The organism is Streptomyces tubercidicus, assembly GCF_027497495.1.
In the GTDB taxonomy this organism is placed as follows: Bacteria; Actinomycetota; Actinomycetes; order Streptomycetales; family Streptomycetaceae; genus Streptomyces; species Streptomyces tubercidicus.
Window position 1 is genome coordinate 7642118 of record NZ_CP114205.1, and the last position, 14384, is coordinate 7656501.

The 14384-nt window shown below is 70.4% G+C and carries 15 protein-coding genes; 9 read left to right on the forward strand and 6 right to left on the reverse strand.

What is annotated here, in order from left to right; all coding sequences use genetic code 11:
- Positions 1-29: 29 nt before the first annotated feature.
- Entirely contained in the window at positions 30-1238 is a 1209-nt protein-coding gene (locus tag STRTU_RS33470; protein WP_159748867.1) for a cytochrome P450, read from the reverse strand.
- 437 nt (positions 1239-1675) lie between these two features.
- On the opposite strand from STRTU_RS33470, the gene STRTU_RS33475 reads away from it, so the two are divergent.
- Positions 1676-2410: an SDR family oxidoreductase gene (locus STRTU_RS33475; RefSeq protein ID WP_159748869.1), complete on the forward strand. Its 735-nt coding sequence runs from the start codon at positions 1676-1678 to the stop codon at positions 2408-2410.
- Positions 2411-2535: 125 nt separating this feature from the next.
- Positions 2536-2913, forward strand: coding sequence for a hypothetical protein (locus STRTU_RS33480; RefSeq protein ID WP_159748871.1), 378 nt, complete (start codon positions 2536-2538; stop codon positions 2911-2913).
- A 72-nt stretch (positions 2914-2985) separates the two neighbouring features.
- Here STRTU_RS33480 and STRTU_RS33485 read toward each other — a convergent pair whose 3' ends face one another.
- The 3 genes from STRTU_RS33485 to STRTU_RS33495 form a co-directional block, all read right to left on the reverse strand.
- Positions 2986-3300: an SCO5918 family protein gene (locus tag STRTU_RS33485; protein WP_159748873.1), complete on the reverse strand. Its 315-nt coding sequence runs from the start codon at positions 3298-3300 to the stop codon at positions 2986-2988.
- Positions 3301-3383: 83 nt separating this feature from the next.
- On the reverse strand, positions 3384-4880 hold the full coding sequence (locus tag STRTU_RS33490) for a DEAD/DEAH box helicase (RefSeq protein ID WP_159748875.1): 1497 nt from the start codon (positions 4878-4880) through the stop codon (positions 3384-3386).
- A 337-nt stretch (positions 4881-5217) separates the two neighbouring features.
- Entirely contained in the window at positions 5218-5421 is a 204-nt protein-coding gene (locus tag STRTU_RS33495; protein WP_009715709.1) for a cold-shock protein, read from the reverse strand.
- Between the two features lie 403 nt (positions 5422-5824).
- Here STRTU_RS33495 and STRTU_RS33500 point away from each other — a divergent pair, with 403 nt between their 5' ends.
- From STRTU_RS33500 to STRTU_RS33525, 6 genes are all read left to right on the forward strand, one after another.
- Positions 5825-6508 (forward strand): CBS domain-containing protein, encoded by a 684-nt coding sequence (locus STRTU_RS33500; protein ID WP_159748877.1) that lies wholly within the window; start codon positions 5825-5827, stop codon positions 6506-6508.
- 111 nt (positions 6509-6619) lie between these two features.
- Positions 6620-7318 (forward strand): response regulator, encoded by a 699-nt coding sequence (locus tag STRTU_RS33505; RefSeq protein ID WP_159748879.1) that lies wholly within the window; start codon positions 6620-6622, stop codon positions 7316-7318.
- Positions 7319-7431: 113 nt separating this feature from the next.
- On the forward strand, positions 7432-8331 hold the full coding sequence (locus tag STRTU_RS33510; protein ID WP_159748881.1) for a universal stress protein: 900 nt from the start codon (positions 7432-7434) through the stop codon (positions 8329-8331).
- Between the two features lie 89 nt (positions 8332-8420).
- On the forward strand, positions 8421-9044 hold the full coding sequence (locus STRTU_RS33515; protein WP_159748883.1) for a CBS domain-containing protein: 624 nt from the start codon (positions 8421-8423) through the stop codon (positions 9042-9044).
- 199 nt (positions 9045-9243) lie between these two features.
- Positions 9244-10605 (forward strand): molybdopterin-dependent oxidoreductase, encoded by a 1362-nt coding sequence (locus STRTU_RS33520; RefSeq protein ID WP_159748885.1) that lies wholly within the window; start codon positions 9244-9246, stop codon positions 10603-10605.
- Positions 10606-10619: 14 nt separating this feature from the next.
- On the forward strand, positions 10620-11120 hold the full coding sequence (locus STRTU_RS33525; protein WP_159748887.1) for a hypothetical protein: 501 nt from the start codon (positions 10620-10622) through the stop codon (positions 11118-11120).
- A gap of 107 nt (positions 11121-11227) precedes the next feature.
- On the opposite strand, the gene STRTU_RS33530 is transcribed toward STRTU_RS33525, so the two are convergent.
- Together STRTU_RS33530 and STRTU_RS33535 are read right to left on the reverse strand one after the other, a co-directional pair.
- Positions 11228-12601 (reverse strand): hypothetical protein, encoded by a 1374-nt coding sequence (locus STRTU_RS33530; RefSeq protein ID WP_308789403.1) that lies wholly within the window; start codon positions 12599-12601, stop codon positions 11228-11230.
- Between the two features lie 142 nt (positions 12602-12743).
- Positions 12744-13052: a nuclear transport factor 2-like protein gene (locus tag STRTU_RS33535; protein WP_159748889.1), complete on the reverse strand. Its 309-nt coding sequence runs from the start codon at positions 13050-13052 to the stop codon at positions 12744-12746.
- Between the two features lie 897 nt (positions 13053-13949).
- Between STRTU_RS33535 and STRTU_RS33540 the strand changes: the two genes are divergently transcribed.
- Positions 13950-14384: a hypothetical protein gene (locus STRTU_RS33540; protein ID WP_159748891.1), complete on the forward strand. Its 435-nt coding sequence runs from the start codon at positions 13950-13952 to the stop codon at positions 14382-14384.

Sequence of the window (14384 nt, forward strand, 5' to 3'; positions counted from 1 at the left end):
AGTTCTGCATTCGCGGCGCCTGGCCCCGATTACCAGGCGACCGGCAGCTCCAGCGGATAGCGCCAGATCGAGTTCGTGTTCCAGCGCACTTCCTCGGCGGGCTGGGCCAGCCGGAGCCCGGGGAAACGCTCCAGGAGGGCGCCGAGCGCGACTTCCAGCTCCGTGAAGGCCAGCGGGGCCCCGAGGCAGTGGTGGCCGCCCCAGCCGAAGGTCATGTGGGACGGCCGGTCCTCGCGCTCCAGATCCAGCTCATCGGGCCGGTCGAACTTCCGGCCGTCCCGGTTTGCCGTCAGGTAGGAAACATGCACGATGTCCCCGGCCCGGATCATCACCCCGCTCAGCTCCACGTCCTCGGTGGCGACACGGGGGATACCGACGCCCTTACGGAACGGGATGAACCGCAGCAGTTCCTCCATCGCCTGCGGGAGCATCTCCGGGCGGGCCCGCACCATGGCGAGTTCCTTGGGCCGGGTGAGCAGGGTGTAGGCGAGGTTGCCGATCTCGTAGGTGGTGGTGTCCTGCCCGGTGATCAGCAGCACCATGGCCAGCACCGTGAGCTCCTGGTCGTTGAGCAGCTCGTCTCCGTCGCGAGCCGTCGCCAGCGCGCTGATCAGGTCGTCTCCCGGGTGCTGGCGCCGCTTCGCGGTCAGGGTCTTGAAGTACGCCCGCATATCGGCCTTGGCGCGGACGGCGCGGTCCCGGTTCTCGACGGTGACGTTCATCATCGTCCGTGCGTGCCCGCGCAGTTGTGCGCGGTCGGCCTCGGGGATGTCGAGAACCTCGCAGATCGTCGTCAGCGGCAGCGGGGACGCCAGGCTCTCCATCAGGTCGGCGGGGGAGCCGTGCGCGGTCATCCCGTCCAGCAGATCGTCCACGACGCGCTGCGTACGGGCCCGCATCCGCTCGACCTGCCGCGGAGCGAACGCCTTCGAGACCAGGCTCCGCAAGCGGCTGCTGGCCGGCGGGTCCATCACATTGATCGCCTCGTCCTGCACGATCGGCTCCGGAGTCATCCGCGGGAAGTCCCGGCCGATGATGGCACTGCGGCTGAAGCGCCGGTCGGTCGTCACCGTGCGCACATCCTCGTACCGGGTCACGAGCCAGGCTTCGCCCTCCCCGTAGGGCAGCTTGATGCGGGCAACCGGTTCCTCGGTCAGCAGACGCTTGAGCGTCGGATCGAATTCCAGTGCCTCGGCGTAGTCGAACGGGCAGTTCCACACGGTAGCGCCGGATTCCATAGTGAGCTCCCGAAGTCAGTGGTGACGAGTGGATTCACCGCCGGTGAAGGCAGAAAGAAGGCGCGCGTACGCCTACGTACCGGGCCATCGGCCAGAAACGCGCCAATTCATCCCGGATATCGTAAACACCGGGATGCGGCCGCGGCTTTACCGCCCGATCACGCTGCGGAATGGCGAGTGCCGTGATCCGCCATTCCCCGGTGAATTACGAGCGAGTGCGGGCGCCCGTTACGTTGCGCCATAAGGGTGAGATGGCCCCGCCGTTCTGTACGGCGGTCACCGCACCCGCAGCTCTTGGCAAACGTCCTTGCCGAGGCAGCAATAGCGACCCCGGGACGGAGGCTGGGTGTGCGGCACCCAGGCACCAGCCGTCCTGGTCGCGGTGCGCTGCGCCGTGAAAGCTCACCGGTGACAGCAACCGGCAAAGGAGCAAGCCCATGACGGAGCACGAGAAGGTCGTCCTGATCACCGGCGCGAGCAGCGGCATCGGCGAGGCGACCGCCCGCCGCCTGGCCGCCGACGGACACCGCGTCTTCCTCGGCGCCCGCCGTACCGACCGGCTGGAAACGCTGGCCCACCACATCACCAGCGGCGGCGGCACCGCGGCCTTCCAACGACTCGACGTCACCTCCGCCGAGGACATGCGGTCCTTCGTCGCTGCCGCACGCGAGGAATACGGCCGGGTCGACGTCCTGGTCAACAACGCGGGGGTGATGCCGCTGTCGCCCCTGGAAGCCCTGCGGGTGGACGAATGGGACCGGATGCTCGATGTGAATGTGCGCGGCGTGCTCCATGGCATCGCCGCCGCGCTCCCCGTGATGAAGGCCCAGGGCACCGGCCATATCGTCAATGTCGCGTCGGTCGGGGCGTACGAGGTGGTACCCACCGCCGCCGTCTACTGCGCCACCAAATTCGCCGTACGGGCGATCTCGGAGGGGCTGCGCCAGGAGTCCGCCGGCGGTATCCGGGTCAGCGTGATCTCGCCGGGCGTCACCGAGTCCGAACTCCCGGACAGCATCACCGATCCGGCGGCCCGGGAAGCGATGAAGGCATACCGGGCGGTGGCCCTGCCGGCCGCCGCCGTCGCGGACACCATCGCCTTCGCCGTCAGCCGGCCACCGGAGGTCGACGTGAACGAACTGGTCGTGCGTCCGGCGGCGAGCGCTCAATAGGCCGCGGGCGCCCCGTCACAGGGCGCTCCCGCAGCGCCGGCACCCGCGGCCTGCCGGTCCAGCGACAGGGGCACGCGCTGCGGGTGTGGTGCCGAGGGCCGGTTGCGGCAGTAGAGTCTTCTCCCATGTCGAAGCCCGACGAGCTGCTTGTCGACATCGCCGCCATGGTGGAGTCGGAGCAGAGCAATCAGATGTCTCTCACAGTGGTTGTCCAGGGCACTGTGATCACCGGACGGTTGGCGCCCGAGCGTGTGTGGCGGCAACGTGTGGCCGAAGTCCTGGAACAGTCGGAGCGGCTGGGAACGTTCTCCGCCCTCTTCTCCGCAGCCGGCCCGGACACCCGCCCGCCGCAACCGAAAGGGCCACCCACCCACCTGTATTTCCATGTGGCGAGAATTCTGCAGGGAAGTATCGGCCTGCCCGAGACCGGTGGGATGTACCGCGTCGAGATCAAGGACGTAGGAGCCTGGACGGTGGGCGACTTCAGCTACTCCGACCACTGACCGACCGACACACAAAGCTGGGCTCCGACCGATGCGGTCGGAGCCCACTTCGCTGTCCGGCGGTGTCCGGTCTCAGCTCGTCGGGTCACCGTCAGGCGTCGCCGGAGCCTGAAGCATGGCTGACGCCTCCTCAAGGGGCGTGCGGACGACGGGGGTCGAGGAGCTACAGGTGAAGCCGAGCCGGGTGAGGGCCCGGGTCACCTCGCCCGCGCTGAAGTCCCGGCGGTCCTGCCGGGTGATGATCTCACCGACCTGCTTGACGGGGTAGTGGCGGCCGCCGATGAGCACGGAGTCACCCGTGACGGGTTCGGGCTCGACACCCTTCATCGAGTCCTGCACCTCGGTCTTGATCAAGTCGAAGGGGAAGCGGGCGATGACGCAGCGCATAGTGCCTCTACAAGGTCGAAGAGAACCGGATTCGGACTGACGGAGGAGCGAGAGGAGCGTGTGCGGACGGGACGACTTCCGATCTACGAGGTCTTGCCGGCCGACGGCCGACGCTGCGACGTCCCGGCCGCGTTCCGGGGTGCCCCGGACTGCCGGCGGGCCTGGGCGGAGCGACTGCGCCGGCCGCGGGTGGAGGAGCCGCTGCGCTTCGGGCGTTCGACGGCCGGCGCGGCAATGGTGACGGGAATGCCGGAGGGGGCCTGGGCGCCCGTGATCCGGGTCAGCTCGGCCTCGCCGGAGCGGACCTGGGTGGACTGCGGGGTGATCCCCGCATCGGCCATCAGCCGGTCCATTTCGCGGCGCTGGTTGGGCAGGACGAGGGTGACGACGCTGCCGGACTCCCCGGCGCGGGCGGTGCGGCCGCCGCGGTGCAGATAGTCCTTGTGGTCGGTGGGCGGGTCGACATTGACGACGAGGTCGAGATTGTCGACGTGGATGCCACGGGCGGCGACATTGGTGGCCACCAGCACGGTGACCTGGCCGGTCTTGAACTGGGCCAGGGTCCGGGTCCGCTGCGGCTGGGACTTGCCGCCGTGCAGGGCCGCGGCGCGCACCCCGCTGTTCAGCAGGTGCTTGGTGAGCTTGTCCACCGCGCGCTTGGTGTCCAGGAACATGATCGACCGGCCTTCACGGGCGGCGATCTCGGTGGTGGTGGCGTGCTTGTCGGCGTCGCGGACATGCAGCAGGTGGTGTTCCATCGTGGTGACGGCGCCCGCCGACGGGTCGACGGAGTGGACCACCGGGTCCGTCAGATAGCGCCGGACCAGCAGGTCGACATTGCGGTCCAAGGTGGCCGAGAACAGCATCCGCTGACCCTCGGGACGCACCTGGTCGAGCAGCGCGGTCACCTGCGGCATGAACCCCATGTCGGCCATCTGGTCGGCCTCGTCCAGCACGGTGATGCCGACCTGGTTCAGGCGGCAGTCACCGCGGCCGATGAGGTCCTTGAGCCGCCCGGGAGTGGCGACGACGACCTCGGCGCCGCCGCGGAGCGCGCTCGCCTGGCGGCCGATCGACATCCCGCCGACGACGGTGGCCAGCCGCAGCGACAGCGCCTTCGCGTACGGGGTGAGCGCATCGGTGACCTGCTGGGCCAGCTCCCGGGTGGGGACCAGGACCAGGGCCAGCGGCTTGCCCGGCTCGGCGCGCAGACCGGCCGTACGGGCCAGCAGGGCCAGACCGAAGGCGAGCGTCTTGCCCGAGCCGGTGCGGCCACGGCCCAGCACATCGCGCCCGGCCAGCGAATTCGGCAGCGTGGCGGCCTGGATCGGGAACGGGGCCGTCACCCCTTGCGTGGTCAGCGACGCCAACAGCGCGGACGGCATGTCCAGTTCGGCGAACGACTCGGCCGGCGGCAGCGCGGGGGTGTGCGTGACGGGCAGGGCGAACTCTCCCTGCGGGGCGGGACGGCGACGCTTGCCACCGGAGCGGTTGGACGCCTGCGAGCGGTAGCCGCCACGGCCTGAACCGGCGGAGCGGGTACGGGGGGAACGGTCGTTCGGGCGAGATGTGCGGTTCATGCGAACCTTCCTCGATGCGGTACGTCGAGGAATTCCCGGCAGCTGTCAGCCGCACACAAAAGAATCACAGAACGGACCGGAGAAAACAGATGGAACGCGGCGGGGGAAAATTGGGCCGCCGGCGGTGGAAAAGGCTTCGCCGAAGAGCGGCGAAGGTGCTGCCGGAGGGGGAGCCGGGCGGCGCGGCGCGCTGTCGCAGCAGTCCGCGTGGTCCGGTACCGGGCGGGCTGCTCGGTGTCGCCGGGCGCGGCCGTGACGGCACCTGCGGCACATTCCGGGCAACGAGCTGGGGCCCGCACCCAAGGTGCGGGCCCCAGCTGCAGTGTTCGTGTCAGCGTCAGGCGGGAACGATGTTCTCGGCCTGCGGGCCCTTCTGGCCCTGCGTGACGTCGAAGGTCACCTTCTGGCCTTCCTGCAGCTCGCGGAAGCCCTGGGTGGCGATGTTCGAGTAGTGGGCGAAGACGTCAGCGCCGCCACCGTCCTGCTCGATGAAGCCGAAACCCTTTTCCGAGTTGAACCACTTCACGGTTCCAGTAGCCATGTCAAATCTCCTTCGGGGGCAGTGCCGGGGCCGCACTGTGCGGACCCCGCGTCGCCGCGATGATTGCCCCGTCCGGAAAACCGGAAATACAAAAGCGCTCCCGCCGTCCGAAAAGGGGCGGCGGGGTGCGAGAAGTCTTTGGGAACCACAACCACAACTGCAACTGAGATCGACAGTAGCACGGTACGAGCACCCCTGCGCAGCGGTTGCCCCGCCATTTCCGGGCGCTGAAACCCTGCTGCCGTGGCGGTTTTTCGGTGATATTCGCACCCGGGCCCCGCCACCGGCGGTGGCCGTCCGGCGGGGGAAGGGACCGTACGGCCCCTGTGCGGCGGGCCCGGCGCATTCCAGGCTGGAGGTGTCACGGGCCGGGCGGCGTCCGTCCGGGTACCGAGGAGGCATCATGCAGAACACTCCCCACCTCGTCAGCGATGTGATGACACAGACCGTGGCCGCGGTCGGCCGGGAGGCACGGTTCAAGGAGATCGTCGAGACCATGGAGCGGTGGCAGGTCAGCGCGCTGCCGGTGCTGGCGGGGGAGGGCCGGGTGATCGGTGTGGTCTCCGAGGCCGATCTGCTGCCCAAGGAGGAGTTCCGGGAGTCGGCCCCCGACCGCCTGGAGCAGCGGCGGTGGCTCGATGACATGCGCCGGGCGGGCGCGCTGACCGCGGGGGAGCTGATGACCGCCCCCGCCCTCACCGTACGGGCCAATGCCACGCTCTCCCAGGCGGCCCGGACCATGGCGCGGGCCTCCGTCAAACGGCTGCCGGTGGTGGACGGACAGGGGGCGCTCCAGGGCATCGTCAGCCGCGCCGACCTGCTGAAGGTCTTCCTGCGCTCGGACGAGGACCTGGCGGAGGAGGTCCGCTACGTCGTGGGTGAGCTGTTCACGGCGCCGGTCAGGGACCTGCGGGTCACGGTCGCCGACGGGGTCGTCACGCTCAGCGGCCGGGTCCGGGACACCTCGCTCATCCCGGTGGCCGCCCGACTGGTGCGCGCGGTGGAGGGGGTCGTCGATGTGGAGTTCGATGTCACTGCCCCGGCTGCCGCGCGGGCTCGGACGCCGATGGCTGGTCCGCACCGGTGAGGGGCCGTGCCCGCCGCACGGCTGTCCCGGGACGGTTCGGCCTGGCAGGCCCCTGCGAGAAGGGTCACGATGGGGACAGGGAGGCGGACGTCGTACCAGCCGGAGGGCGTCATGAGCGACGCGGAGGCATTCTCACCGCACCGGCCGATCCGGGTGTTCCTGCTCGACGACCATGAGGTCGTCCGGCGTGGGGTGGCGGATCTGCTCGACGCCGAGCCCGATATCGAGGTGGTCGGCGACGCCGGGACGGCCGCTCATGCGCTGGCGCGCGGACCGGCGCTCCGGCCGGATGTCGCGGTGCTGGATGTGCGGCTGCCGGATGGCGACGGGGTCTCGGTGTGCCGGGAGCTGCGTTCGCGGATGCCGGGGCTGGCCTGTTTGATGCTCACCTCGTTCGACGATGACGAAGCGCTGCTCGATGCGATCATGGCCGGGGCGGCCGGTTATGTGCTCAAGGAGATCAAGGGGGCCGACCTCGTCGCGGCGGTGCGTACGGTCGCCTCCGGCAGCTCGATGCTCGACCCGGCGACGACGGCACGGCTGATGAGCAGTCTGCGCGGCGACTCCGAGGCATCACCCGAGGCGGACGCGCTGTCCGGGCTGTCGCCGCGGGAGCGGGAGATCCTCGGGCTGATCGGCGCAGGGCTGACGAACCGTCAGATCGGCAAGCGGCTCTACCTCTCCGAGAAGACCGTCAAGAACCACATCTCCCGCCTGCTGGCCAAACTCGGTGTGGAGCGGCGCATCCAGGCGGCCGTCCTCGCCACCCAGGCCGCCTCGGCGCCCGGTGGGGGCCCGCGCGGGACCTGAGGCGGGACCGGGAGGGACCTGAGGCGGGACCGGGCGGCGCGCCCGTAAGGGCCCGGAGCCCGGGGGGACGGGCCACTGCGGCCCGTTTCTGCGACCCCGAAAGGAGGGCGGCCATGGAGCCGGACATCATCACCGTGGGGCTCGACGGTTCGCCGGAGAGCCTGGCGGCCGCGCAGTGGGCCGCTGACGAGGCGGACCGGCGCCAGGCGGTGCTGCGGCTGCTGCACGCCTGGATACTCCTGGCCGCCGAGGCGCCGGACACGCCCCCGGAACGGGACCAGAACGCCGCCGCCCGGCAGATCGTGCGCCGGGCCGTGGACGAGGTCCGGGAACGCCGTCCGCATCTGCAGATCATCGAAGACCTGGTGGGATCGGAGGCGGAATCGGCGCTGGTGCGTGCGGCCGGTGAATCGCTGATGGTCGTGCTCGGGTCGCGGGCCCTGGGGACCTGGGAAAGCTATGTGCTGGGAGACGTGAGCCTGAATGTCGTGGGCCAGGCCGAGGGGCCGGTCGTCCTGGTCCGGGCGGCGGCCGGGCGGGCGAGAACACCCCGCCACGCCTCCGCGGACGGCACGCCCCCCGCGCCCCGGCCCCGGGTCGTCGTCGGCGTCAGCCTCAACGGTCCCTGCGACCGGATGCTCAGCTTCGCCTTCGATGCGGCGGCCAGCCGCGGCCTGCCGCTGCAGGCCGTCCACGGGCGGCCGCTGCCCGTGCAGGCGTACACCCCGTGGGGCATCGACCCCGACGCCGCGAAGGAACTCACCAAAGAGGCGGACATCGAGCTGCGGGACGCCCTGCGCCCATGGAGCGAGCGGTTCCCCGGTGTGCTGGTCCAGGAGACCGTGCTGCCGGAGAGCCCGACCCGGGCCCTCGTACAGACGGTCTTCGGCGCCGAACTCCTGGTGGTCGGCCGCCGGCTGCACCGTCCCCTGCTCGCGCCCCGCGTCGGACCGGTCGCGCACGCCGCCATCCACCATGTGACCTGCCCGGTCGCCGTGGTTCCGCACGACTGAGCCGATAGAACTGAGCCGATGCGGAACGCACTCCCCGCCCACGGGGCCGATGCGATCCGGCCCGGCACACCCGGAGGGACAGGACACAGATGAGGCACCGCACCGTGGCAGACCTGATGACGCCCGAGGCCGTCGTCGTCCAACGGGGCACCCCGTTCAAGGAGATCGCGCGACTGCTCGACGAGTACGACATCACCGCCGTACCCGTGCTCGACGAGGACGACCAGCCGGTGGGGGTGGTGTCCGAGGCCGATCTGCTGCGTCGGCAGATCGCGAAGCTCGGGGCGACCAGCGCCGAAGCGATCATGACAAGCCCCGCCGTGGTGGCACGCCCCGAATGGAGCGTCGTCGAAGCGGCCAGAACGATGGAGAAGAAGAAGGTCAAGCGGCTGCCCGTGGTCGATGACTCCGGGCGGCTCATCGGGGTGATCAGCCGCAGCGACCTCGTGCAGCTGTTCCTGCGCCGGGACCGGGCCATCCAGGAGGAGGTGCTGGAAGAGGTGCTGACCCGCACGCTCGGGGTGGCACCGTCCGCGGTCACGGTCGACGTCTCCGACGGCCATGTCACCCTCACCGGCTCCCTGGAGCGCAAGAGCCTGCTCCCCATCGCCGTGCGGCTGTGCGAAAGCGTCGACGGGGTGGTCGAGGTGGTCGACCGGCTCAGCTACCTCCGGGACGACACCGCCACGCCACGGCAGGACGCCCCGGAGTAGCGCGAACGGGCCCTCGCCCGGCCCTCCTTCCCCGCGCGTCACTCGCGTTTCTGCCGGTCGGGTCCGTGTCGAATCCGTACATTTGCGACGAGTCGTGCCCCGGCGCGGTGGGCCGGCCGCCGCGGAGATGCGGAGACGCGGACGTGCGGAGACGCGGAGACGCGGAGACGCGGAGACGCGGAGACGGTGAAGGGACGCTATGGAGCCGAGCAACCATGAGGACGAGCCGCCTCGCCCGGCCGCGCCCCGCGGTCCGGCCGGCCCGCCGCCCAGTCCGCCCAGTCCGGCCGGTCCGCCGCCCGGCCCGGCGCGCCCCGAGTTCTGGCGCAGTCCGCTGCGCGGCCCTTGGCTGACCTCGGTGTTCGGGCTGATCCTGCTCGTCGGCGGCACCGTGCTGTTCGTGACCGGACTGCTGTCCTACGCCGCCTACAACCCCGACCTGGCACCGGGGAACGACCAGACGCCGGGCAAGGGATGGCTGGGCTTTTACCTGTTCCCCTGGCCGACCAGCCCGTACTGGCTCTACCGCCTCACCCAGGGCATCCATGTGACGCTCGGCGTGGTGCTGATCCCCGTGCTCCTGGCGAAACTGTGGTCCGTCATCCCGAAGCTGTTCTCCTGGCCGCCGCTGCGCTCACCGAGCCAGGCGCTGGAACGGCTGTCGCTGCTGCTCCTGGTGGGCGGGGCGCTCTTCGAGTTCGTCACGGGGGTGCTGAACATCCAACTGCACTACATCTTCCCGGGCTCCTTCTACACCCTGCACTTCTACGGCGCGTGGGTGTTCATCGGCGCGTTCCTGGTCCATATCGCGTTCCGCATCCCCGTGATGGCCAGGGCCCTGCGCAGCCGCCGGCTGCGCACCGAGCTGCGTACCCCGGTCTCCCGTACGGAGCGCGAACCGCTCGACGACACCGGACTGGTGACCCCGCATCCCGCACCGCCCACCATGTCGCGGCGCGGGGCTCTCGGCCTGGTGGGCGCGGGTTCGCTGGGCCTGCTCCTCGTCATGGCGGGGCAGAGCATCGGCGGCTCGCTGCGCAGGACCGCGCTGCTGGCCCCGCACGGTCAGGAGCCGGGCCATGGTCCCAACGGCTTCCAGATCAACAAGACCGCGGCGAGTGTGGGCATCCGGGCCCGCGATGTCGGACCGGATTGGCGGCTGGTCGTACGAGGCGACGGCCGTTCCCGGACCTGGACCCGCGCACAGCTCCTTGCCCTTCCCCAGCACACGGCGGCGCTGCCCATCGCCTGTGTCGAGGGCTGGTCCACCGAAGACCAGCAGTGGACCGGGGTCCGGTTGGCGGACCTGGCCGCCCTGGCCGGATTTGGCCCGCGACCGCCGGGCGTCTTCGTCGAGTCCGCGCAGCGCTCCGGCGCCTTCCGGTCGACGCAGCTGCGTGACAACCAAGTACGCGACGCCCGCTCGCTGCTGGCCCTCCGGGTCAATGGCGCCGACCTCTCCCTGGACCACGGATACCCGGCGCGCATCATCGTCCCGGCCAACCCCGGTGTCCACAACACCAAATGGGTCACCCGCCTCACCTTCGGAGCCACCGGGTGATTCGGAGCCACCGCGTGAAGGGCTTCCGCGCACGCTACGGGGCCTCCCCGCTTCACCTCCTGCTCGTCCTCTGCTCCTTCTTCCTTGCCCTGTACGCGGGCGTGCGACTTCTGAAGGGGGACCCGCTCGGCGTCGCCCTCTGGTTCGTCGGCGCGGCCCTGCTGCACGACCTGGTCCTCCTGCCCCTGTACACCGCCGCCGACCGCCTGCTCCAGACCGCCTTCCGGCACCGCCGGCACACCACCGGGCCGCCCCGTCCGCCGACCGGCGGGATCAACTACCTCCGGGTGCCGGCCTTCGTCTCCCTGCTGCTCCTCGTGGTCTGGTACCCGCTGGTACTGGACCGCGTCCCGGAATTCTCGCTGTACACCGGTCTGCCGTCCGGGGTGTTCTGGGGCCGCTGGCTGCTGATCACCGCGGGCCTCTTCGCGGCCTCCGCGGTGTGTCTGGCGGTCGCCAGGTGGCGCGCACATACGGCCCGTAGGCGTACGGCCGACGCCACGGAACCGACATGAGCCCGGCGACGTACACGGCGGCCGGCTGACGGCGGCGGGCCGACGGCGACTGGCTGACGGCGGCCGGCTGACGGCAGCCGAGTGACGGCCGCCGTGGTCACCACCCGTCACCAGCCCGTCAGCAGCAGATGGTTGACGAGCAGCGCGACGGCGGCCTGTCCGGCTAGCCACCAGGAGTGCGTACGGCGCGGCAGCAGCGCGCAGGCGGGCAGGATCCAGACCGCGAAGGTCAGCCAGATCCGCTCGGTCTCCGCCTTGCTCATCCCGGACACATCCGCGAGCAGCATCATGCACAGCCCCGCCGCGACGAGGACAGCGAGCGCGCCCCGTCCGTCCGGAGCCTCGCGCCGCATCCCCCGTACCGCCGGCCACAGCGGACCGGCGGCGCGCCGCAGCCCGGCGATGGCGGCCAGGCCCACGCTCACCACCTGCGCCGCCAGGTTGGCCCAGATGAAGTAGCCATACGGGCGGACCTTCGCGGCGCCCTGGTAGTAGCGCTCGACAAGGGTCGTATAGCCGTCCAGCCACCAGAATCCGCCCGCGGTGAAGGCCGCCACCCACGCCGCGACGCCCAGCAGCACATAGGGCAGCGGGCGGGCCGTGCGCGCGATCAGCAGCACCGCCGCCACGAGGAGGACGAGGACGGTCAGGCCGTACGAGAGGTACCAGGTCCAGCCGAGCAGCAGCCCCGCGCCCAGGGCGGTGAGGCGGGGCACCCGGGTCGTGCGAGTGGCCGCCAGGGCCAGCAGGGCGACGGCCCAGGCGGCCACGCCCGCGAAGTAGCCGTCGGCGCTGACGCCGATCCATACGGCCGCCGGAGCCAGCACCAGGAACGGGGCCGCCCGGCGCGCCAGTTCCTCACCGCACAGTGCGCGGACGGTCACCAGGACCGCCGCAGCGAACGACGTCCCGACGGTGATGCACCACGTGGCGGCCCAGGCGCCGCCGCCCAGCCCGATCCGGTCCAGCCCGACGAAGGTCAGCAGCGCGCCGGGCGGATGTCCGGCCACATGCGCCGGCCAGATGCCGGGCGAGCCGACCAGAATGTGCTGGGTGAAGTCGTGCAGAAAGGCCCGCAGGTCATGCACCGCACCGACGGACCGCAGATACTCCAGGCCGGTCGTCAGCCGCCCGGCGACCCCGCGCTCCCAGCCGTCCACGAGCGCCAGCGACCACGTCCAGGCCATCGCGGCACCCCATACGGCCGGCAGCAGCATCCGCCACGACAGACGCTGTGCGGTCGACGGGCCGTGGACCACCACCAGCACCGCGACGACCACCGCCGCCAGGCTTCCCGGCCCGAAATGCGGCAGCCACCAGGCGGTCAAGGGCGGCCATCCCAGCCGCAGAATCCCCTCCGTACCGTAAACGGTCCGGTTGATCACCCGCCCGACGAGCGCCGCCGAAACGAACAGCGCCACCGCCCCCGCCACCGCCCACAGATCACGGCGGCACTCGCGCTTCCCCGCACTCACTGTCACCGGCCCACGGTAAGACAGCCGCCCGCCCGTCCCGCCGACCCTCACCCGCCCGTTTCGGTGGCCACCGTCCCGGGCCGGGACCGGAGGGGCTCGCTTCCACCCGCTCGGAGCACCCGGCGGGCGCCCGCCCGGCCCTTCACGGTCATTCCCGATGGATGCGGGCGGCGACGATCACTCCGTCCCGAACGGTGTAGGTCCCGGCGAAGTACCGATGGGTGCCATCGGTCTGCGTGGCGTCCAGCTCCACTTCGACGGTGTTGCCGACCACGGAGCGCACCGTGACGTCGTCCCGGGACGTATCGCTGAACGTCCGCACGAAGTAGTCGTACGGCCGCCCCGTGATGTTCTTTCCGCCAAGCGCCCAAGCAGCCACGTATTCACCGTTATTGATCGCCTGGAAATACGCTTCGACCACTTCGGCAGGGTCCGGATTGGCCTGGTTCGGCACCACCGCGGGGTGGCTGAGTGCGTCCGATGTCCGCGTCGGCCCCCATGGTTGAACGGCTGCTGTCGCATGCGCCTGGCCCGGGGTTGCCGCCGCTCCGGCGGCCACAGTCGTCGCCGTCGACGTCCCGGAGCCGGCTCCGGCCGACGGGGCTACGCCCAAAAGCGCACCGATAGCGAGAAGAATCGCGGCCATCGCCAACCGAAAGACCGCCACGGCGTGGCCCGGAACCCCTGGTCGAACGCGGTATCCCGTGCGGATGCCCGGCCGTCGTACACCATGGCCCTTTGCGCAGTGAAGTCTTGGATGCTCCATCATCGCTAATCCCGGGCAATACGAGGATCTGGATCTTCCTCTTCCCATCGTGCGCTCCTTGGCAGTTGGATGCATCTGCAGGCCGGTGGATGCATCTGCAGGCCGGGGCTGCGGCAAGGCACGCAGCCCGGCATCATGGCGGAGCCGCAAACAGACCTTCTGTCTTGCCCTGTTCCGAGGACGGTGCGCCCCGGCGAGCGGTACGAAGATGCGCCGCTCCGGGAGCTGTGATGTGCTGAAAGTACTCAAGTGCCGACGCTCGTACGCATGGAGCCACTGACCATGACGCGCAGTGCACATCGCAGATTTCTCGCGCTCGCCTGCGCGCCCCTGCTCGCTGTGGGGCTCGCGGCGGGTGTGGCCCCCACCGCCACTGAGGCTTCCGCCGCCACCTGTACCGTCCGCACGGCCGACGTCCAGGTGGCCGGCCGGACGCCGGTGATCCGCACTTCCGGTGCCGACGGATCGTCAACTCGGCCCCATAGCAGACTGGTTGGGGATGGCTGTCGGCTCATCAGGCAGAACGGTGCTGACGTCGCCAAACGCGACCCGGTCGATCTGAGTGCCCAGCCCATCACGGTCAACGGTATGGGCCCGCTGCGCATAGGCATGAGCCGTGAGGCGGCCGAGCAGGCCATCGGGGCCCGGATTCCCGACGGGCCGGGTGGGCCGGAGTGCCGTGATCTCGGTGTCGAGGGAGGGCCGCAGAACCTCTCGCTGCGCTTCTCCAACGGCGATGACCGGCTGGTGGCGATCTTCGTCCTGTCCTCGACGCCGGCATCGCTTGCTACCGCTTCCGGAGTCCATGTGGGGAGCACGAGGGAGGAGGTACTGGCCACGTACGACGGTGAGGTGACATCGAGTCAAGACAACAGCGGATCCGAGGAGCTGGTATTTGCTCCCCGGCTGGCGAAGTTCCACGGAAGGGTCATCACCTTCCAGATGAACGACGATGGCACTGTCGCCTCCTTCCTCGCCGGGGAGCCCCGCTTCACGGACCCGTTGCCCTGCGGCAGCGACTGA

Bases quoted from the DNA above. Each gene is read 5' to 3' on its own strand.
- STRTU_RS33470 (WP_159748867.1), bottom strand. From the start codon at position 1,238: ATGGAATCCGGCGCTACCGTGTGGAACTGCCCGTTCGACTACGCCGAG.
- STRTU_RS33475 (WP_159748869.1), top strand. From the start codon at position 1,676: ATGACGGAGCACGAGAAGGTCGTCCTGATCACCGGCGCGAGCAGCGGC.
- STRTU_RS33480 (WP_159748871.1), top strand. From the start codon at position 2,536: ATGTCGAAGCCCGACGAGCTGCTTGTCGACATCGCCGCCATGGTGGAG.
- STRTU_RS33485 (WP_159748873.1), bottom strand. From the start codon at position 3,300: ATGCGCTGCGTCATCGCCCGCTTCCCCTTCGACTTGATCAAGACCGAG.
- STRTU_RS33490 (WP_159748875.1), bottom strand. From the start codon at position 4,880: ATGAACCGCACATCTCGCCCGAACGACCGTTCCCCCCGTACCCGCTCC.
- STRTU_RS33495 (WP_009715709.1), bottom strand. From the start codon at position 5,421: ATGGCTACTGGAACCGTGAAGTGGTTCAACTCGGAAAAGGGTTTCGGC.
- STRTU_RS33500 (WP_159748877.1), top strand. From the start codon at position 5,825: ATGCAGAACACTCCCCACCTCGTCAGCGATGTGATGACACAGACCGTG.
- STRTU_RS33505 (WP_159748879.1), top strand. From the start codon at position 6,620: ATGAGCGACGCGGAGGCATTCTCACCGCACCGGCCGATCCGGGTGTTC.
- STRTU_RS33510 (WP_159748881.1), top strand. From the start codon at position 7,432: ATGGAGCCGGACATCATCACCGTGGGGCTCGACGGTTCGCCGGAGAGC.
- STRTU_RS33515 (WP_159748883.1), top strand. From the start codon at position 8,421: ATGAGGCACCGCACCGTGGCAGACCTGATGACGCCCGAGGCCGTCGTC.
- STRTU_RS33520 (WP_159748885.1), top strand. From the start codon at position 9,244: ATGGAGCCGAGCAACCATGAGGACGAGCCGCCTCGCCCGGCCGCGCCC.
- STRTU_RS33540 (WP_159748891.1), top strand. From the start codon at position 13,950: ATGGGCCCGCTGCGCATAGGCATGAGCCGTGAGGCGGCCGAGCAGGCC.